General features: G+C 62.8%; 18 protein-coding genes. 12 read left to right on the top strand and 6 right to left on the bottom strand.

Annotated elements, in window-relative coordinates; genetic code table 11:
- Positions 1 to 2: 2 nt before the first annotated feature.
- On the bottom strand, positions 3 to 452 hold the full coding sequence (locus DWF74_RS19545) for a DMT family transporter (protein ID WP_102863022.1): 450 nt from the start codon (positions 450 to 452) through the stop codon (positions 3 to 5).
- A 420-nt stretch (positions 453 to 872) separates the two neighbouring features.
- Between DWF74_RS19545 and DWF74_RS19540 the strand changes: the two genes are divergently transcribed.
- Complete coding sequence (locus tag DWF74_RS19540) at positions 873 to 2,372, top strand: collagen-like triple helix repeat-containing protein (protein WP_115581529.1); 1,500 nt, start codon at positions 873 to 875, stop codon at positions 2,370 to 2,372.
- A gap of 192 nt (positions 2,373 to 2,564) precedes the next feature.
- Positions 2,565 to 4,241, top strand: a complete 1,677-nt coding sequence (locus DWF74_RS19535; protein WP_115581528.1) for a ShlB/FhaC/HecB family hemolysin secretion/activation protein — start codon at positions 2,565 to 2,567, stop codon at positions 4,239 to 4,241.
- A 75-nt stretch (positions 4,242 to 4,316) separates the two neighbouring features.
- Here DWF74_RS19535 and DWF74_RS19530 read toward each other — a convergent pair whose 3' ends face one another.
- Together DWF74_RS19530 and DWF74_RS19525 are read right to left on the bottom strand one after the other, a co-directional pair.
- Entirely contained in the window at positions 4,317 to 4,730 is a 414-nt protein-coding gene (locus tag DWF74_RS19530) for a response regulator (RefSeq protein WP_102863019.1), read from the bottom strand.
- A 187-nt stretch (positions 4,731 to 4,917) separates the two neighbouring features.
- Positions 4,918 to 5,124 carry a Flp family type IVb pilin gene (locus DWF74_RS19525; RefSeq protein WP_102863018.1) on the bottom strand — a complete coding sequence of 69 codons (207 nt, stop codon included), beginning with the start codon at positions 5,122 to 5,124 and terminating at the stop codon, positions 4,918 to 4,920.
- A gap of 329 nt (positions 5,125 to 5,453) precedes the next feature.
- On the opposite strand from DWF74_RS19525, the gene cpaB reads away from it, so the two are divergent.
- Genes cpaB through DWF74_RS19485 form a run of 8 tightly spaced genes read left to right on the top strand, consistent with a single transcriptional unit; the run spans position 5,454 to position 12,920 of the window.
- On the top strand, positions 5,454 to 6,389 hold the full coding sequence (gene cpaB, locus DWF74_RS19520) for a Flp pilus assembly protein CpaB (RefSeq protein WP_115581527.1): 936 nt from the start codon (positions 5,454 to 5,456) through the stop codon (positions 6,387 to 6,389).
- Between the two features lie 19 nt (positions 6,390 to 6,408).
- Complete coding sequence (locus tag DWF74_RS19515; RefSeq protein ID WP_102863016.1) at positions 6,409 to 7,662, top strand: type II and III secretion system protein family protein; 1,254 nt, start codon at positions 6,409 to 6,411, stop codon at positions 7,660 to 7,662.
- Positions 7,659 to 8,846, top strand: a complete 1,188-nt coding sequence (locus tag DWF74_RS19510) for an AAA family ATPase (protein ID WP_102863015.1) — start codon at positions 7,659 to 7,661, stop codon at positions 8,844 to 8,846. The genes DWF74_RS19515 and DWF74_RS19510 overlap by 4 nt, the downstream gene beginning before the upstream one ends.
- Entirely contained in the window at positions 8,843 to 10,123 is a 1,281-nt protein-coding gene (locus tag DWF74_RS19505; protein ID WP_115581526.1) for a CpaF family protein, read from the top strand. Before DWF74_RS19510 ends, DWF74_RS19505 begins: the two co-directional genes overlap by 4 nt.
- A gap of 16 nt (positions 10,124 to 10,139) precedes the next feature.
- Positions 10,140 to 11,021: a type II secretion system F family protein gene (locus DWF74_RS19500; RefSeq protein ID WP_115581525.1), complete on the top strand. Its 882-nt coding sequence runs from the start codon at positions 10,140 to 10,142 to the stop codon at positions 11,019 to 11,021.
- Position 11,022: 1 nt separating this feature from the next.
- Complete coding sequence (locus tag DWF74_RS19495) at positions 11,023 to 11,907, top strand: type II secretion system F family protein (protein WP_102863012.1); 885 nt, start codon at positions 11,023 to 11,025, stop codon at positions 11,905 to 11,907.
- A 10-nt stretch (positions 11,908 to 11,917) separates the two neighbouring features.
- Complete coding sequence (locus DWF74_RS19490) at positions 11,918 to 12,652, top strand: tetratricopeptide repeat protein (protein ID WP_102863011.1); 735 nt, start codon at positions 11,918 to 11,920, stop codon at positions 12,650 to 12,652.
- Between the two features lies 1 nt (position 12,653).
- Positions 12,654 to 12,920: a DUF3613 domain-containing protein gene (locus tag DWF74_RS19485; RefSeq protein ID WP_102881936.1), complete on the top strand. Its 267-nt coding sequence runs from the start codon at positions 12,654 to 12,656 to the stop codon at positions 12,918 to 12,920.
- Positions 12,921 to 12,976: 56 nt separating this feature from the next.
- Here DWF74_RS19485 and DWF74_RS19480 read toward each other — a convergent pair whose 3' ends face one another.
- Both DWF74_RS19480 and DWF74_RS19475 read right to left on the bottom strand, forming a co-directional pair.
- The gene (locus tag DWF74_RS19480; protein ID WP_115581524.1) at positions 12,977 to 13,765 is read right to left on the bottom strand and encodes a response regulator transcription factor; all 789 of its coding nucleotides are present in this window, start codon (positions 13,763 to 13,765) and stop codon (positions 12,977 to 12,979) included.
- Between the two features lie 126 nt (positions 13,766 to 13,891).
- Positions 13,892 to 14,362, bottom strand: coding sequence for an A24 family peptidase (locus DWF74_RS19475; RefSeq protein WP_115581523.1), 471 nt, complete (start codon positions 14,360 to 14,362; stop codon positions 13,892 to 13,894).
- 74 nt (positions 14,363 to 14,436) lie between these two features.
- Between DWF74_RS19475 and DWF74_RS19470 the strand changes: the two genes are divergently transcribed.
- Together DWF74_RS19470 and DWF74_RS19465 are read left to right on the top strand one after the other, a co-directional pair.
- Positions 14,437 to 14,874, top strand: coding sequence for a TadE/TadG family type IV pilus assembly protein (locus tag DWF74_RS19470; protein WP_115581522.1), 438 nt, complete (start codon positions 14,437 to 14,439; stop codon positions 14,872 to 14,874).
- Positions 14,871 to 17,633 (top strand): PAS domain-containing sensor histidine kinase, encoded by a 2,763-nt coding sequence (locus tag DWF74_RS19465; protein WP_115581521.1) that lies wholly within the window; start codon positions 14,871 to 14,873, stop codon positions 17,631 to 17,633. The genes DWF74_RS19470 and DWF74_RS19465 overlap by 4 nt, the downstream gene beginning before the upstream one ends.
- Here the strand turns inward: DWF74_RS19465 and DWF74_RS19460 are convergent.
- A complete protein-coding gene (locus DWF74_RS19460; protein ID WP_115581520.1) occupies positions 17,618 to 19,636 on the bottom strand; it encodes a pilus assembly protein TadG-related protein in 2,019 nt (672 codons plus the stop codon). The genes DWF74_RS19465 and DWF74_RS19460 overlap by 16 nt on opposite strands.
- Between the last annotated feature and the right edge of the window lie 132 nt (positions 19,637 to 19,768).

The following is a 19,768-nucleotide window of genomic DNA, read 5'->3' as shown; positions in this document are numbered from 1 at the left end:
CATCACCCCCGGCGAATAAGCACTACACCGGCGACGATCAGCAGCAATCCGGCAATCTTGCCGAGGCTCACCGGCGCCTCGCGAAAGCCTACCCAACCAAAGTGGTCCAGGGCCAGGGCCATGCTCAACTGACCCGCCAGCACCAGAGCCATGAACAGCAAGGCGCCGATCCGTGGCCCGGCAAAAGCTGCGGTGGTGATGAAAAAGACCCCCAGCAGGCCGCCACACCAGTGCCACCAGGTCAGGCCCTTGAGGGCACTCAACGAGGGCATCTCACGCTGCATCAACACCAGGATCAACAGGGCTGCAGTACCGACAAAAAAGGAAATCAGTGCTGCGGCCAGCACACCGCCGACCTGCTTGGCCAACTGACCATTGATTCCGGCTTGCAGGGCCAGAAAGGCCCCAGCGAAAAACGGCAGGCACAACAGCCACCAGATTGGACTAGGCATCACAGGCTCCAACAGCAATTCGGCCGCGCAGTATAGGCCAGCGCAGATTTGAAAGTCCTCGACAGCCACTAATAGAATCTTAGAAAACTGCCGCTCTCTCGAGCAGAAAACAAAATAAAACCCATTAATTATATATATATAACTTTCGTTTATAGCTCACGAGCAGCCGCTCCACCCATAGATACAAGGCATTGATAAATAACAACTTAAAATACACAAACTTCACAAACAATACTTTCAAACTAGTCACTTTTAAAGCAGTAAAAAACCAAGAATAAAACTCATTAATACCAAGTTCATAATTGTTCAAAAAGTCTCTCGCGCCTTTTATGTAGACAACGGACGACGGTATCTCCAGCAATAGAACTGGAGAGCTATCGAAAACAACGAACGTTGTAATAGGTGCAAGGGATACCTCTCATGAAAACTCAATTCGGATGGAAAGCGTGTACAGCACTGGCGATGATCCTGACCCTCAGCCTGGCGGGCTGCAGCGGCGGCGGTGGTGGTCATAAGAGTGGCTCGAGCAGTTCTCCTGCCAGCTCAGGTGGTGGTGGCACCGATGGCGGAACCGGTGGCACGCCCAGCACTCTGGTGACCGCCGACGTGGCGTCCGGCGTGGGTTCTACCGTGAGCGGTGTCGGCGACGGCATCAGCGCCCTGGGCGATTCTCTGGCAACGGTTCCAGTGGTCGGCGGCCTGGCCCGCAGTGCCGTCAACACTACCGGTAATGTGGTGGACAGCGTTGGTGAGGGCTTGACCAACGGCCTTGGCAAACTGGGCAGCGATCCCAAGGCCCTGAGCAAGACCACGGCCACCGTCGGCAACGTGGTCGGCGATGTGGGCACCGGAGTCAAGGATCTTGGCGGGCAACTGGCGACAACCACCCAAAGCGTTCCGGTCGTCGGTGGCGTGGTGACCAGGGTGGCCCCGGTACTCAGCGGTGTCGGCACCCGGGTGACCATGCTGGGCAACACCTTGAGTACCGTCACCAGTAGCGGCCCAGTAGGCACCCTGACCGATGGCGTGGGTGACAAGGTACTGGTACCGGTAGTGAGCATGGCAGAAGGCCTGACCGACAAGGTGGGCAGCACCACCGGCCTGGGCGCCCCCGTCAAGGGACTGATCAAAGGCGTGAGCGATGCTGTGGATGATACCGGCGAGAAGGTCAGCGATACCGGTGATGGCAACCCTGTGACCGATCTGTTGGGCAATGCCCTGAGCAACGCCAGCGGCGCGGTAAACAGCGCAGGAGGCTACGTCGGCAAGTCCGGGAGCGGCACCGGAAGCGGTGGCAGCAACGGTGGCGGTACTGGCCTGGGCGGCACCGGCATGCTGGAAGTCGTAGGCGGTGCAGTGGCCAATCTCGGCAACGGCATCAACACCGGCAACACCAATGGCGCTGTCAGCGCAGGGAGTGCCGCCGCCGGTGCGGTGGGCGGCCTGATCGCCTCGGTGGGCGGAGCCCTGGGCGGCCCAGGTACTCCCAACCTGGTGGTCACCGCGCCCCTGGCCAGTGTCGGCGTAAACCTGGGTTCGGCGTTGAATCCGGTCACCAGCTCCGTCACCGGCCTGACCCAGCAAGTGGGCGCAGCCAGTGGCCTGGGTGGCGCGGTCAGCGGTCTGCTGGGCCAAGCGGGCGGGGCTGTGAGCAATGTGGGTACCACTGTTGCCGGTGGCATAGGCGGCAATCAGGTCGGCGGCGCCCTGGGCGGCACCCTCGGCGCAGTGGGCAGCACCGTGGCCTCGGTCGGCGGTCTGGTCAACGGCGGCACTGCCCCCGGCGGCGGTCTGCTCGGTGGGGCCGGGCTCGGCGTCGGAGCCAGCGCCAACGGCAGCGCTTCTGCAGGAGCAGGTCTCAACGGTGGCCTGGGTGGTGCGCTGGGTGGTTTGACCGGCGCCCTGGGCGGCAGGAAATAATTTGCACCTGGCCGATTCGACGGCCTCACCTACAGCGCCTACGCTTGGTTGAGGGCGAGAGGTTCAGATGAATCTCTCGCCTTTTTGTTTATCCAGAGCATCACCCTCCAGCACCTGATCAGGGCTCAGACCTTGAACGGTGCATGGAATGAGGACTTTTAGCATCGCTGCGGCTTGACCATGGAGTGTCCTATGCGCACGTTGGCCAGTTTGTTGTTGATTGGATGCTGTACCTCCGCTTACGCCGACTCCCTTCCCCGCTTTCTCAACAGTAACGACAGCATTACCAACCTGCCCCAACCCAACCTGCCGGTGGACGCCTACCGCCCGGCTACACCGCAGTTGCAGATGCCTGAGCAACCCGTCGCCCCCCAAGGGCAGCAGCCGCTGATGATGGGCACCAAGGTTACGGTGCGTCAGGTCCAGATCGAGGGTGGCACGGTCTACCCTCTTGAGCAGTTGGCGGCGATCTACCAGCCATTGATCGGCCATGAAACCAGCTTCGCTCAATTGATCGAAGCCACTCGTGAGATCACCCGACGCTACCAGAACGACGGCTACCTGCTGTCCTACGCCTTCATGCCGCAGCAGAACTTCAACCAGGGTGTCCTGCGGGTGGTGCTGGTGGAGGGCTACATCAGGGACTACCAGCTGCAGGGCGACATCGGTCCGGTGTCCACCTATCTGGACAAGCTGGTGAGCAAGCTAAAGGCCGAACGCCCGCTGACCCGCAAGACCTTCGAGCGCTATACCACTCTGATGAGCCGGGTACCGGGCGTGACCCTGCAAGCGGTGGTGCCCCCACCGGGAACCACCGACGGTGCGACCCAATTGGTCGCCGTGGCCAGCCGCAAGTCCATCAGCACCACCCTCAACAGCACCGACGACAATCGCAACGGTCTGCAGGCCCTGGTGGGTATTACCAGCAGCTCGCAAACGGCCTGGGGCGAACAGCTAAGCCTCAGCGGGCTGTTTCCCCCGGGCAAGGACAAGGAACACTACTACCGCCTGGACTACAGCCAGTTGCTGGGTTCCGAGGGCACGCAGTTGAGCCTCTACGGTGCGCGCTACCGCAGTGATCCGCGAAGCAACGTGCAATTGGGCAATGGCCTGGAGCTTGAGCCCCATCGCGCAAACGACCGTTTCTCCATCGGCGTCAGCCACCCCTTCATCGCCTCGCCCAATGAGATGCTCACCGCCGGTACACGCCTGTATGCAGTGAACGACAAGACCCGCTATCGGCTGAACAACGCCCCCCTGACCCTGGAAGAGAAAACCGATATCCGCGCCCTGGCGCTGGAGAGCGACTGGAGCAAATCCGATCCGCGCCAACTGCGAATCCTCAGCGCCGGTCTCTACCAGGGCCTGGACAGCATGGGAGCCAAGACCAACAACGCACTCTACGATCTGGATTTCTTCCGCCTGCGTGTGGCGGGGGTACAGAGCGACCGTTTCTTCGACAATTGGCAGGGGGTGCTTTCCGCAGCCCTGTACTGGAGCGACGACAATCTGCCAGACAGTGAACGGGCCAGTTTTGGCGGACAGAACTTCGCGCGGGGTTATCCCGATGACCAGGCCACCGGTGACAAGGGTTGGGGCGTGGCTTATGAGGTGAACTACAGCTTTCGTCGCGAGGGACCCTGGGTCCGGGTACTGCAACCCTATGTCGTGCTGGACCGCTCCAAGACCTGGTTCAACCAGTTGCCGGTCAAGGGCAGCAACCTGTCATCGGCGGCTGTGGGCCTGCGCTTCGGCGACACCAAGCATTACAACATCGCCCTGGAGGCCGCCAAGCCCATGTCCGATGAAGCCCTGGACACCTACAACCGCCGTCCGCGCTATACCTTGAGTTTCAGCTATCAACTCTGAACAGTTGGGTGATTTTGACCTGCTCCCCAGCAGGTCTTTTTTTGCCGATAAAAAAAGACCGAGCAAGCCTGAAGGTCAGGGACCGACGACATGCAGCCGGGGTTGGGGAAACAGATTATTGAGGGTTTCCAGCAGGCGCACGTAATAGATCGGCTTGCGGAACAGATCCAGGACCTGCAGGCGCAACAGGTCACTGACGTCATCCATGTCGGCGTGCCCCGACATGACGATCACCGGCAAGTGCTGGCGCGAGGTGTGCTCGCGCAGACGCTTGATCAGCGACAGGCCACTCTCTTCCGGCATGCGCAGGTCCGTGATCACCAAAGCAATATCTGGATGCTGGGTGAGGTGTTCCAGAGCACATTTCACCGAGGTGGCGGTAAAGCAGCAGAAACCCTCGCCTTCCAGCAGCTCGGCGAGTTCCATCAGCGCATCTTCTTCGTCGTCCACCAGCAGCAATTGCTGACGTGTGGGTTGAGGGAAGGTCATGGACAGTACCCTGGAGTGAGCGTCACGCCCGTGGTTGAACGCAGCCATCGAACATCAGGCCACCCGTGACGCAACCGCTAGCAGGCCTTCGGTTCTGGAAAACCGAAGGCCTGCACGGAACCGGGGGTAGCTTGAAGGTCTGTCGAAAGCGCTGCCCAGCGGCTGCTCACCTGGGCCACTCCGCTGATCAAGGGTCAGGCCGGGTGACGGCGTCGCCTCCAAGGCTGGTCAGGATGTTGTTGAAGATGGCCAGTACACGATCACCCAGAGGGGTCACGAACGCTACGACCACCACTGCCACCATCGCTACGACAATCGCGTACTCGATCGCGGATGCGCCTTCGGTGCGGTCAAAAAACAGGCGCGCCCTGAGCAACAAATATTGAAGAATCATCCTAGCTCTCCTTTGCGCCAGACGGCGCCACTGGAACAGCACTGGGCAAAATTCCCCGGTGCCACCTGAGCATTGTCAACAAAGCCCGGCCCAGCAACTGTAAGAACTGATTAATCACAAAGTATTAATCGGATGGTGGGCGCCAAAAAACTCGCCCCGTTGAATCAACTCATACTTTTGTTAGCTATTTTTCGACGACTTAATGGCATTTCGTCCTAGCTCTACTACCTTCACATAGCGAAATAGTTGCATGTTCATAGCTGCCTGATTGCGAAATTAACTCGTTTGGAATCACGGGCTGGTGGTGCAGCAGGATAGGGAGAGCCTTCATGAACAGTCGCGTCACCATGGGTCTGGCTGGACTACTGCTGCTCGGAGCGGTGTTTTTCGGTTACTGGGGCCTGGTCCTCAGCCGTCAACCCGAACCGGCACCACCGGCTCAACCGGTGGCCCCCCGTGTCGTCGAACAAGTCACCAGCAATGCCGAAGACCAGACCCGCCAACCCGTGGTGGTACTGGTGCGCGATGTGCCACCTTTCGTTCCACTCACCGCCGCGGATCTGGCGCTGGAAAAACTGCGCACCGCACCTGCCGGCAGCCTCAGTGCCATTGATCAGGCGGTGGGCCGTACGCCCTGGCGACAACTGAGTGCCGGCACCTGGCTCAACGCCCAGAGCTTCGAGACCGGTGGCACCCTGGCACGAATGATTCGCAGCGATGAGCGAGCCCTGGCGGTAGCGGTGGATGAAGTCATCGGCGCCGCCGGGCAACTGAGCCCCGGGGACTATGTCGACGTGCTGTTGTTCCTGCGTCAGGACACGACCAATCCACAGCAATCGGCACAGATCGCCGTGCCCGCTATGCGGGTACTGGCAGTGGGCGAGCAACTGGGACTGACCAATGACGGACAGCCCGCCGCCCCAGCGGCGACCCGCGAGGAGAAGCTCAAGCAGGACCAGCGCCGGATCGCCGCCCGCACGGTGGTTCTGGCCGTACCCGAGCAGCTCTTGAGCCGGTTGATGCTCGCCACCCAGGTCGGCGTGCTGCGACTGGCCGTGCGCAGCAGCGAGGAGCAGCGCCTGGCCCACTACTGGGCCGGCAACGAGGACGCCATCGGCCACCTCGATGCAGCCAACAGCAACCTGTTCCAGTTCACTCAACTGGCCCTCGGCAAAGCTCCCCGTAGCCCGCTCGCCCAAGGTGGCGGACCAAGCCCGGCGGTGGAGGTCATCCGGGGCAACCAGGTCTCTCAACAAACCCCCTGATCGAGCAAGGATGCATGACATGCGCAGTCGTTCCATGCCGCTGTTCACCACACTGCTGACGCTGAGTCTGGGCCAATGGCTCTGGAACCCGGCCATGGCCGCGCCAATGTCGGGCTGCTCGAGCCTGGCGCCGTTGCCGGCCGTGCTGGAAGTCGGCGAAGGTTTGCAACAGGAGCTGCAGTCCCCGGTGGTCATCACTCGCTTGGCAGTAGGCGATCCAAAAGTTGCCGATGTCCACGCCAACGGCAACAAGGCCTTTCTGCTCACTGGCATGGCTCCCGGCGCCACCAGCCTGATGGTCTGGACCTCCTGCTCCAGCACTCCACGCCAGAGCATGGTGTTCGTCCGCGGCCGGGCCACTGCCGACATGACCGCCAGCGGCTTGCCAATCAGCGATGATCCGTTGCTGCCCAGCCAGGTACAGACCGATATCCGCTTCGTCGAGGTCAGCCGCACCAAGCTCAAGGAAGCCAGTGCCTCGATCTTCGGCCGCGGAAACAACTTCCTGTTCGGCTCCCCTGGCACCGCTCCCGTCACCACCGGCACCGCCGGCAGCGTCACCCCGACCTTCGGTGGTCGGCGGACCAACATCCCCCTGGACAACGGCACCTTCAATATCGGCTTCGGCAACGGCCGAGTGCTGACCCTGATCAACGCCCTGGAAGGCAGCGGCTTCGCCTACACCCTGGCCCGGCCATCCCTGGTGGCCCTCAGCGGCCAGAGCGCAAGCTTCCTGGCCGGTGGCGAAATCCCTATTCCGGTGCCCAGCACCGCTAGCAACAGCGTGACCATCGAATACAAGGAATTCGGTATCCGCCTGACCCTGACCCCCACCATTGTCGACAGCGGTCGCATTTCGCTGAAAGTGGCCCCGGAGGTCAGCGAGCTGGACTACAGCAACGGCGTGACCATCGCCGGGACCGTGGTACCGGCGCTGACCGTACGACGCACGGACACCAGCATCTCCCTGGCCGATGGCGAGAGCTTCGTCATCAGCGGCCTGATCAGCACCCGCAACAGTTCCCTGGTGAACAAGTTTCCCGGGTTGGGGGACATCCCGGTACTGGGGGCCTTTTTCCGCGACTCGACGATCAATCGCGAAGAGCGCGAGCTGCTGATGGTGGTCACTCCGCATTTGGTCCAGCCCCTGGCCGCCGATGCCAAGCTGCCGGCCTTGCCCGGTGAACGCCTGCGCAGCTACGACCCGAACTTCTATCGCATGTTCTTCCTCGAGAACGGCAACTTCGACAAGCGCAGCGGGCTATCGCAATGAGCCAGAACATGAGCCAGACGTTCCTGGCCATCACCCGCAACAGCACCGATCTTGAGTGGCTGCAAGGCGCCCTGGCGCCCCTGGGCCAGGTGGTAGGGGCCGATGGCAGCCTCGACGAGTTGCTGGCGCTGGTGGACGTGACTTTCGCCAACCTGGTATTCGTCGGCCTCGACCGCGAGCATGTGGTGGCCCAGGCCGCACTGATCGAAGGGGCCCTGGAAGCCAAGCCGATGCTGGCGATCGTCGCCCTCGGCGATGGCATGGACAACCAGTTGGTCCTCAACGCCATGCGTGCCGGCGCCCGGGACTTCGTCGCGTACGGCTCGCGTTCCAGCGAAGTTGCCGGTCTGGTCAGACGTTTGAGCAAACGCCTGCCGGCAGTGACGCCCAACACCCAGATGGGCGGCCTGACCGTGCTCTACGGCGTGCAAGCCGATAGCGACGGCGCACTCCTGTCCGGGCACCTGGCCCTGGTGGTGCAAAAGAGCGGCCAGCAAACCCTGCTGCTGGACCTCGGCCTGCCCCGTGGCGACAGCCTGGCACTGCTGGGGCTGGAAAGTTCGTTCCACTTCGGCGATGCCCTGCGCCACCTGCGGCGCCTGGATACCACCCTGATCGACAGCGCCTTCACCAGCACTGAAGCCGGCTTGCGCATCCTCGCCTACGCCAGTCACGACGAGCCCCTGGAACACACCAGCGCAGCCGAGCTGTACATGTTGCTCAGCGCCTTGCGCCAGCACTTCCAGCACATCGTGGTGAACCTCGTTGGCCAGCCCGACAGCGAGGCTCTGCGGACCTTCGTCAGTCATTGCGACAAGCTGATCTGGTGCACCGACCAGAATGTCCTCGACTGCCGGCGCAACCTGGCGGTCCTCAATCACTGGCGCGAAAAGGGCATGAAACTGGAGCACGCCCGCTTGCTGGTGGACCGCTACCTGCGCGCCGTCACTCCGGATTCCGAAACCCTGGGCAAGACTTTCGGCCTGGAAGTGATCGCGGTGCTGGCCTACAGCCCGGAGGTGCGCCTGAACGCCAAGAACCAGGGAGTCACCCTGTTTGAAATGGCCCCCCGGGAGAGCTTGACCCAAAGCATTCGCACCTTGGGCGAACGCCTGGCCAAGCGCTCCGAAGGCCTGCCCAAGCCCAAGGCCGGCTGGCTCAACAGAATCATGGGGGGCAGATGAGCAGCGAAAAACTCTTTGGCGCCCCGGCTCGTCCGGCACCGGGCAATAGCGATCACGAAGGCCTGAAGCTGGTGCTGCATCGCTACATCATCGATGCCATCGAAGACTCGGGGAAAAACCTGCTGGAAAGCTCACGGCAGAACCTCTCGCAGTTCGTCACCGACAAAGTGGCGGAGTACATCGCGCGCATGCACCTGGCGATTTCCCGCTATGAAATGGAACGGCTGGCGGAGGAAATCGTCGATGAGCTGACCGGCTTCGGCCCCCTGGAAGTGCTGCTGCGCGATCCGGCGGTGACCGAGATCCTGGTCAACGGCCCGCACCGGGTATTCGTCGAGCGCGACGGCGTGCTGCACCAGAGCGACCTGCGTTTCATCGACGCCCACCACGTTGAGCGGGTCATGCAACGGATCCTTGCCCCCTTGGGTCGACGCCTCGACGAGTCCTCGCCGATGGTCGATGCGCGCCTGCCGGACGGCAGCCGGGTCAACGCCATCATTCCTCCCATCGCCCTGGACGGCCCCTGCCTGTCGATTCGTAAATTTCGCAAGGACATGCTCAAGAGCAGCGACCTGATCGCCATGCAGACCATCGACCTGGCGATCTTCGAGTTCCTCCAGGAGGCCGTGGGCAAACGCTGCAACATCCTCATCAGCGGCGGCACCGGTACCGGCAAGACCACCCTGCTGAACATCCTCAGCCAGTTGATCAATCCCCACGAACGGCTGGTGACCATCGAAGACGTGGCCGAACTGCAACTGGGGCACCCCCATGTGGTGCGTCTGGAAACCCGCCCGCCCAATGCCGAGGGCCATGGCGAGGTCAAGGCCAGCGACCTGATCCGCAACGCCCTGCGGATGCGCCCGGATCGGATCATCCTCGGTGAGATCCGCGGCGTGGAAGTACTGGATGTACTGACCGCGATGAACACCGGCCACGATGGTTCCATGAGTACGGTACACGCCAACAACGCTCAGGATGCCCTGTTGCGCCTGGAGACCCTGGTGGGCCTGACCGGTCGCCAGATCGCCGAACGCACCTTGCGGCAGATGATCTGCGCAGCCCTGGATGTGGTGATCCAGTTGACCCGCCTGCCCGATGGCCGGCGCTGCGTCAGCGAAGTGGTGGAGGTGGTGGGCATTCGCGATGACATCTATGTCACCAACACCCTGTTCCGCCTGGATCGCCGCAGCGGCTTTGGCTTCGGTTTCCTGCGCGAGGCGCTGCACCCGGCGGGTGACAAACTGCGCCGCGAGAGCGGGCTGAGCGTCAATTGAACCGGCGAGGTAGCCCATGATCGGCCTGCTGCTTACCTTGATCTGCCTGATTCTGCTGGGGCTTTCCGGCTGGCTGTTCTACCACGGTGTGCGCAAGACCGAGCGTGAGCGAGTGCTCAACCGGCTGGCCGAAGGGCAACCCGAGCTGAGCACGCAACGCAGTCCATGGATCGGCCTGGAGCGCGCCTTTGCCCGCGCCGGCCTGGGCCAGCCCAGTGAGCGCCTGGGCCTGTGGCTGGTGGTGTGGGCAGTGCTGATGTTGTTGGGCTACCTGCTGGGGGACTGGCTCGGACTGCTGGGCAGCCTCTTCGGCCCACCGCTGCTGTTGCGGCTGTATGTCGCCTGGCTGTACCAGCGCCGGCTCAAACGCATGATCGAACAACTGCCGCCCTTGCTGGATCACAGCGTGCGCAGCCTGAAGTCCGGACGCACCCTGGCAGACGCCGTGCTGGGAGCCATCGAGGCCAGTAACGATCCGCTGAAACAAGCCATGGGGCGTATCCAGCGCAACGTGCAACTGGGGGTCAATCTGCCGGACGCGGTCAACGATTTCGCCGAGTTCTACGAGCAGGACGAGTTACGCATGTTCGCCCTGGGCCTTAAGGTCAATCACCGATATGGCGGCAACGCCAGCGAGCTGCTGGAGAACCTGATCAAGCTGATTCGCGAGCGGGAACAAGGGGCCCGACAACTGAGCGCGATGACCGGCGAAACCCGCATGACCGCCTGGGTCCTGGGAACCCTGCCGCTGCTGCTGGTGGGCTACTTCATGCTCACCAACCCGGGCTACATGCTGGGCATGTGGCACGACCCTTCCGGACAGAAAATGCTGATCACTGCCGTGTGCTTGCAGATCTTCGGCTGCCTGGCCCTGTGGCGCATGTTGAGGAGTATCTGAAATGCTTCTGCTGGCCGCTGCGATGCTGTTTTTAGGTGCCTTGCTGCTGCTTGGCAACGGCGTGCTGGAGCAACGCCGGCGCGAGCGCCAGGTTGCCCAGCGCCTGCAAGGCAACCTGACCCGTGACAACCGCCTGGGCAGTTGGCTGCGACAGTTGGGCGACAGCCGCTTCGGCCAGCGCGCCGTCAGCATGGACAGCGAGACCCAGACCCTGCTCAACCGTCTGGGCTGGCGTCGCGCCAGCCAGCGCTCGCTGTTCGCCGCCAGCCAGATCGCGACCCCGGTGCTGGCGGTGTGCCTGGTGATCTTTGTCCAGGAAGTGGCATTCCCCAACGCGCAAAGCAAATGGCTGGTACCGATGCTGGCGGCCGGGGCCGGTTATCTGCTGCCCAAGCGCGCCCTGGCCTACGCCGCTCACCGCCGGCAGAAGCAGATCGCCCTGGAGATTTCGACCTTCATTCCCTTGCTGCGCATTCTGTTCGAGTCGGGCATGGCCGTGGAACAGGCCCTGCGGGTCCTGAGCAACGAAGCCGGGAAGCTGCTGCCGGAACTGACCCACGAGTTGCGCCTGATCCTGGCACGGGTCGATTCGGGCCTGGAGCTGGGCCAGGAGCTCAGCCAGACCGCGACCCTGCTGGCGGTGGACGAATTCACCGACACCTGTGTGATTCTCCAGCAACTGGTACTGCAAGGCGGCGGGGCGATGAAATCCCTGCAGGCCCTCAAGCAGTTGCTCGACGACCGGCGCCTGACTCGCCTGCAGGAATACATATCGAAAATGTCGGCCAAAATGTCGGTGGTGATGATGCTGTTTCTCTTCCCCGCCTTGTTGATCGTGCTGGCCGGGCCGGGCTTCACCGCCATCGCCCGGGCCTTTGCTGCCTAGAGGGAATCTGATGAAAGCCATGATTGTCGCCACCAGTTTGTTGCTGCTCGGCGGATGCGCCAGCAACGGCCAGGTGCCGTGGGCAGCCCTGACCCACTCCGCCAGTTGCGCCAAGCTCAGCTCCGAGCAGGAGCTGGCGGTGAACCTCGCCGATGAGATGGCCAACGACGGCAAGCTGCACGCCAGCCTGGCCAACCTGCAGAACCTGCCGGACAACCTCGCCGAAGTGCGGGTGCGCAAGGCCCGGGTCTACCGCCTGCTGGGCCGTAATGAGGCCGAGCCACTGTACCGCAGCCTGCTGGGCTCCTGCCTGGCCGCCGAGGGCGAGCATGGCCTGGGCCAATTGGCGGCGGCCCGGGGGGACAACGGCCAGGCTCAGGCTCACCTGCAAAGGGCGGCGCGACTGGCACCGACCAATGAAAAAATCCGCAACGACCTGGGGGTCGTCTACCTCAACCAGTTGCGCATCGAAGATGCACGCTTCGAATTCCTCACCGCCATCGAGCTCAAGCAGTCCGAGCCGCTGGCGGCCATCAACCTGGTGACCCTGTTGCTTTATCAGGACAACTGGAAGCAGGCCGCCGAAGTGGTCAGCCAGGCCAACCTGAATCCCCAGCAGTTTTCCCAGGCCCAGGCCCGCGCCGAGGCGCTGGGGAAACCCGCGACAACCACGGCCTCCGTGCCCCAGGTGGCGAAGGGTTCCACGACCCTGCAGCCCGAGGCCACGCCGTCCAAGGAGCGCTGAAATGAAACTGCCCATGCTCTGCTGCACCGCCCTGCTGACCATGCCTCTGGCTGCCCAAGCCATCGATGCAGGCCCCGCCTCGCCCCAGCAGCAGGAGACCGAAGGCTGGCTGCTGTTGCAAAGCCGCAACCTGGCCGCCTCGCCGCAGCCACAGTCGGCGACCCCCACGGAACGTGAGCTGGCGTTGCAACGCTGGTTGAAAAAATACCACTACGAAATTCCGGACCTGTACGACCCGGATGCCGGTGGCAAGGTGGAAACCAAGTAGCCAGGAGGCAATCAAGCGGCGGCAAGCTCATCACCGCCGCCATGCACTGCTCGTTATCAGTGGGCGGTGACCCGCTGGCGCAGCCCCGAATTGCTCGGTGACAAGGCCAGGGCCAGTTGCGTGCGGTTGTGCATGTGGGTCAGCCGCAGGACCTGGGAAACGTAGAGTTTTACGGTGTTTTCGGTGATCCCCAGTTCACAGGCGATCTGGTAGTTGGTCTGCCCCTTGCCCACCAGTCGCGCCACGTCCAGTTGTCGTGGCGACAGCTGGTTGAAGATGGCCGGAATCTCGATGGCATCCCCGTATGCGCTGTCGCCCTGAGACTCCTCGCTGCGACTGGCGGCAGGGGTACGCCGGACCTTGTCCAGGTCCTGGTAGAGATCGTCTATGGACTCCGAAAGAAACTGCAGCTTCTGGTTCAGGTGCCCCAGGTGCAGGTTCTTCTGCCGCTCCTGCAAGGCGACTTCCTGACGCTGCAGGCCTTCGAGGAGTTCGTCCAGGTCGATGGGTTTCTGGTAGTAATCGGCAATGCCGGCGCGCAGGGCCTTGATCACGTCCTGTTTGTCCGCCTGCCCGGTGAGCATGATGGCTTCGAACACCCGATGCTTGCCGGCCAGGCGCTGCAGTTCCTGCACCAGCTGGATACCGTCCATATCGGGCATGTGCAGATCGCAGAGCACCAGGGAGATTTCCGGGTCCTTGTTGAAGCACTCCATCGCCTGGAGGCTGGACTCGCAAGGAACACAACGGTAACCACTGCTTTCAAGAAACTCGCAAAGTTCTTCGACAATCAGTGGCTGATCATCGACCACGAGCACTTTCATCTGTGAGGTGAGCTTGTTCACGTGCTACTCCGTGCGGGCCATTCGTCGACTGGCCACTCCTGTCCTGCCTCGCATGATCCAGGCAGCTACACATAAAAACCTAGACCCACTTTCCGACTATGTACATCGCATTAATCAGTCCGGCGACTAATGGATCACGCTCACAGTTAAGACCATTCCAGCCAGTACAAAGGGAGCAAATGGGTATTTTTTTGACAAGCGCCTGCCGGTCCCTCCCTCTTGGGGCTCAAGCCCTTGTTTCTGCTGAAACCAGAGCCTGGGCGCGATCAGCAACCACATAAGGCTGCACAGCCCAGCGCCGATAAAGGCCCCCAGTAAGTGCTCCGGGTCGCAGAGCAGCCCCAGGGCCGCCATCAACTTGACGTCCCCCGCCCCCATCCGCCCCATGGCATACCCGGGCAAAGTGAACAACAGGGCCAGCAACAATGCCCAACCACCCTGTGCGGCACTGGCCCCCAGCCAGGTACTGCCGGTCCACAACAGGTATAGGCCGGCCAGCAGCGCGACGCCCAGAGTCAAGCTGTTGGCGATCTGCCGCTGACGCAGATCCTGCAGCGCACAGATTGCCAACCAGATCCACAAAACCCAGAAATGCATCGCCTAAGAGGGTTCCTTTTGCCGGATTGATCCTATGCTCAATGGACATAGTGGTTGTCAGGGTAGACGCACTCATGAAACCGGGCCTCCCTAGAAAGCAGAAAGGTGCTGTGGCGATCGAGTTCGCCGCCGTGTTCGTGATCTTCTTCGCGGTGTTTTACGGCCTGGTCAGCTACAGCCTGCCGCTGCTGATGATGCAATCCTTCAACCAGGCGACCGCTGAAGCGGTGCGCCGGGCCGTGGCGGTCGACCCCAATACTGACGACTACGCCACCACAGTGCAGGACCTGGCCAACACGGTGGTGCAGAACCAGACCAACTGGATTCCGCCGGCCTTCAACTTCGCCGCCACCGACCACAGCGCGGTGTACGCCAACGGCGTACTCACAGTACGGATCGACTACCCCACCCAGAAACTCACCCAGGTACTGCCGCGCCTGGTATTACCGGTGGTCGGCCCGGTGCCCAACCTGCCCACCAACCTGAGCGCCATCTCGAGTGTGCAATTTTGACCTCTGGTGACAAGCTGCTTGGACGCTTGCTGGGGCGTCAGCCACTCCCCGCCGACGAGTCCCGGGTCCCGCCCCAGGCTGTTGGCCTGCAACTGGTACTCGACCCCCAGGGCCGGGTCCTCACCAGCAGCGGGCCATTGCGTCATGGGCTGGCCCAGTTGCCCCCCAGCGCCGAACCATCGCACCTGCTGGACTACATCCTGCCCGGCAGCACCCTGGCCCTCGAAGGCCGTCCCGCCGACTGGAGCGGACAAGTGCTGGACCTGGACCTGCGCGGGCTGGGTGGCAAGACCTTGCACCTGCGCGGCTGGCTCCAGCCCTGGGGCTCGCAATGGTTGCTGCATCTGCTGGACATCGGCGACCTGATCCAGCAACGCCAACAGGCCCTGAGCCGTGAGCAATGCCAGATCTTCGCCGCGCAGATCAGCGAACAGATCCGCCTGTGCAACCTGACCCGCCTGCCGGACGTGCTGCACGACCAACTCGCCGACCTGGCCCGCTACTGGCACATCCCCTGCCTGGGCCTGGCCTTGCTCGACGAACAGGAACAAAGCTGGGTCATCCACAGTTGCTACAGTGCCCATGACTCGCCCCGGTTGTGGCATGACGACCAGGACCTGGGGACTGGCCTGGATAGCCTGAGCGGCAATACACCGCTGCATCTGAATCAAATCCAGGGCCTGAATGAACACCCGCGATTGCAGGGTATCTTCGGTCATCGCGAAGGTTTTCTGGTGCCCTACCGGGACGACCATGGCGTCGCGGCCTGGCTGCTGTGCGGCTGTTACGCCGTACAGCAACACGCGCCCAACCTGCTGGACCGCGACTGGCTGATGCTCACTGCGGCCCTGGCCGGACCACTGCTCAGCCGCCTGCGGGAACAGCGTCATCACCTGCACCTGGAGCGCCTGGAAGCCCTGCAAGGGCTGCTGGGCACCGGTTGGTGGGAACTGCGCGCCGACACGGCCGAAGTGTTGCTGGCCAAGCCTCTGGCCGCCAGCCTGCAACTGCCCGCCGACAGCAACAGACTCAGCGTCCAGGAGTGGCTGGAACTGATTCATCCCGCCGACCGCGCCGAACTCAACAGCCGCCTGCAGGCCCTGAAGCTGGGCAAGCCGCTGCTGCTCTGCGTACGCCTGCACGAAGCTGACCCGAGCGCGGCGACGCGCTGGTACCGTTTGCAGGGCCAGGCCCTGGGACGAGGCGAACAGCAACGGCTGGTGGGGTTCATGCTGGATATCAGCGATATCAAGAACCAACAGCAACAAGCCGCTGCCGCCCATGCCCGCCTGGACAACCTGATCGCCAGCTCGCCGGCGGTGATCTATGTCCAGCGCTACCTGGAAGGCGCTCTGCAACCGAGTTTTTTCAGCGCCAGCCTGCAACCGCTGCTGGGCTGGAGCCTGGAAGACTGCAACGAAGGCGCCGTGGCGGACTGGGTCCATCCCGAGGACCGCGACCTGTACTTCCAGCGCTGTCGCCAACTGCTGCGTGAGGGCAACGTCCATGCCCGCTACCGACTCCGGGATCGCCAGGGGAACTTTCACTGGGTACTGGACGAAGCCCAGCTGCTACGCGATGACCTGGGCCTGCCGGTGGAAGCTGTTGGCCTGTGGCTGGACGTCACCGAAGCCACCCTGGCCGCCGAGCACGTGCGCCAGAGCGAAGAGCGCTACCGGATTCTGGTGGAAGACTCACCGGCGATGATCTGCCGCTACCGCCCGGACCTGACCCTGACCTTCGGCAACCGGCCGCTGGCGGCCTACCTGGAGTGCGCCGCCGAAGATCTGCCGGGGAGCAATCTCGGACAGTGGCTGTCCGCCGAGCAGCGCGAGGGTTTTGAACGGCGGCTCACGTTGCTGAGCCCGGAGTTTCCGGTCAGCACCGCCGAGATCAACCTGCAACTGCCAGGGCGTGAACACGCCTGGTGGGTCTGGTCGGATCGTGGGGTATTCGATGAACAGGGGCAGTTGCTGGAAATCCAGGCCGTGGGCCGCGACAACACCGAAGTGCGGCGTTCCCAACAGCAACTGACGCAAAGCGCGAAAATGGCCACCCTGGGGGAAATGGCCACCGGCCTGGCCCATGAAATCAACCAGCCGCTCAACGTGATGCGCATGGCCATCGTCAATGTGCTCAAGCGCCTGAACAGTGGCGATATCCAGGTCGACTACCTGACCGAAAAACTCCATCGCATCGACGCTCAGGTCCAGCGGGCCGCTCGAGTGGTGGATCACATGCGGGTATTCGGCCGGCGCTCGGAGGTGGAGCAACAGCCCTTCAATCCGGCCCAGGCCATCGAGGGGACCCTGTCGCTGCTGGCCGAGGGCATGCGTGGCAAGGGGCTGGAACTGCGTATCAGCGAGCTGGGTTTCGAGGTTCAGGTGCTGGGCTTTGTCGACCAGTTGGAACAGGTGCTGATCAACCTTTTGGTGAATGCCCGAGACGCCCTGCTGGGCAAGCAGGGGCAGCAGAAGGATTTCAAACCCTGGATTGCCGTACATGGCCAGCGCGACGAACAGTGGGTGCGCCTGTGGGTCGAGGACAACGCCGGCGGCATCGACCCGCGGCTGCTGGAACGGATTTTCGAACCCTTCTTCACCACCAAGCCGGTGGGCGTCGGCACCGGGCTCGGTCTGTCGGTGAGCTACGGCATAGTCCAGAACATGGGCGGTCGCCTGAGTGTCAGCAACGGTCAGGACGGCGCGCGCTTTTGCATCGAACTGCCAATTGTCCAGGCGGATCAGATCACCAGATAGGCCCTGCCCGTCTGCCCGCAGGTGAGGTTGGCACCGACCTCGACGTCCATCAGGCTGACCCCCAATGCCGCCAGCAGGTTGTTCAACAGCGGATCGAGCAAGGGGCTCAGCAGATTGCTGATCAACGGCATGATCAGGCTGGTGACACCATTGATCAGCCCTCCCGCGCCCGCCACCACCGAACCCAGGAGGTTGGCGCTGACCGGCTGGTAAACCTGCAGGCTGATCCCGGAGATAGTGCCCGACAGGCTGTTGAAGAGGTTGTTGGTCGGGGCAGCGTTCTGGTAGCTCGGCGCCTGGTTGACGTTCGGGGGGACGGAAAAATCCGGCGCACCGCTTGAGTAAGTCAGGTCCCGCCCCAGGTTCGGCCCGGTCTGGCTGAGCCCCAGCGAAGCGTCGACCATGATGCCGATGCCCCCGGCGGCGAAGGCTGTGCGTGCTGGCCCGCAACTGCCGATCCCGAGAATCTTGCGACAGGTCCAGATGCCCAGGTCGATGATCGGCAGCGGCGTCACCACAGGTTGCGTCGAGGAAGAGAACGTCGTGTTGGGATCAATCTGCCCGACCTTGATGTCGGCCAGGGACGATTCGCTGTGCGCCGTGAGGCTTTTGCTTCCGGTGTTGCCCGTCGGACAGCTGTAGTTGGTGACGTAGGCCTTGGCGCCCCCCAACTCCAGGTTGATGTCGATTCGCGGAGAAGGCAGCACTTGCGGGTCGACTTGCTGGCAGCCGGCGCCCAGCAGGCAGCCCACGGAGTTGATGGTGGCCGCCAGGTTCAGGCTCAGGACACTGTTGAGGGTCGGCGTCAGCGAACCCACCAGCCCCAGCACGGCATTGGCCAGGCCGGTCACCCCGGACAGGCCCGTGAGGTTGACCGAAACCAGCGTCCGTACCTGGGCTGTGCTCACATAGATGCGATTGGCTCCCAACGGATCGAGGATGGCCAGCCGAGGGTCACCGACCGCCGAGAACTGCGGTGGCTCGATGACCTTGACCCTGACCGTCACGCTGGCCAGGCCCAGCAGGTTGGCCGGTATTACCGCCGCCACCGCGCTCTTGCTGTTGGCCAGTTGAACCATCGCTTGCAGCAGTTGGAACAGCTGCACGTTGGCATCCAGCGCGGTGGACACGGCACCGGTCTGCAGTTTCAGGATGTCCGCCAGTTCCAGCTCCGGTATCTGAGCACTCACCGCCGCCTGCAGGCTCCCCAGGGCCGCCAGTATGTCGGCGGTCGCGCCATTGGCCTGGACCACGGTGGCGGCAGTCTGGATCAGTTGAGTCAGGCTCGCCTGGGTGTTGAGCAACTGGGTGTAGTTGCCGGCGGCGACGCCCAGGTCGATGGCCAGTTGGTCGAGGTAGCTCAGCAAATTGATATCGCTGTTGAGCAGGCCATTCCAGCCCACGGCACTGATGTTCACGCTGCCGCCGAGCATGTTGCCCACCAGGGCATTGAGCAACGCTGAGTTGGCGCTGTTGACGGTGGCGATGGTGCTGCGAATGCTCAGTTGCGCCAGCGGTGGCGTGGGGGCAGCCGCAACGGCTGTGGCCGTGAGCTGCGTGGTGAGGTTGATCGGACCTGGCGAGAACAGCGCAGCAACACCCGAGGCCACACTGATGGGGACGGTGTTCGTGGCGATTACCTGCACAGCCGCCGACTGCGCCGGGTTGGCATTGAAGGTCCGCAAACCGTCGGCTCCGGTGCTCAGGAAGCCGCAGTTGGTGGTCAGGGTATTGCCGGCGGCGACGACGAAGCCATTGCGCACGGCACTCTGCCCGACATAGGTGGCGGCCGTCAGGCCGGCCAGGCAATTGCCGCCACGGCTGACGGCTTCCAGCGCCGCGTTGTCCGCTACCCGCTGCAACTTGCGCTGCTCCATGTAGAGCCGGCCGCTGTCCACCACCAGCAGCATCAGCAACAGCGCCAGGCCCAGGGTCGTTGCCGCCATCAGGCCAATGGCGCCACGTTGACGGGCCGGGCCGGTAAACCGCTTCAGAGGAGACATCGGGGCACTCCTTTACCGGCTCGCAGCCGAGCGCACTCTCCATCGATGCACAGCAGTGTAGTCAAAGGCCCGGGCCTGCGCTGGCAGGCTGCCAGCTCGCCTGACTGTCGGCGCAAAGGCGCGCCACAGGCT

The organism is Pseudomonas protegens, from assembly GCF_003363755.1.
GTDB classification, from domain to species: Bacteria; Pseudomonadota; Gammaproteobacteria; order Pseudomonadales; family Pseudomonadaceae; genus Aquipseudomonas; species Aquipseudomonas danubii.
This window is presented reverse-complemented; position numbering and strand designations above follow the sequence as displayed.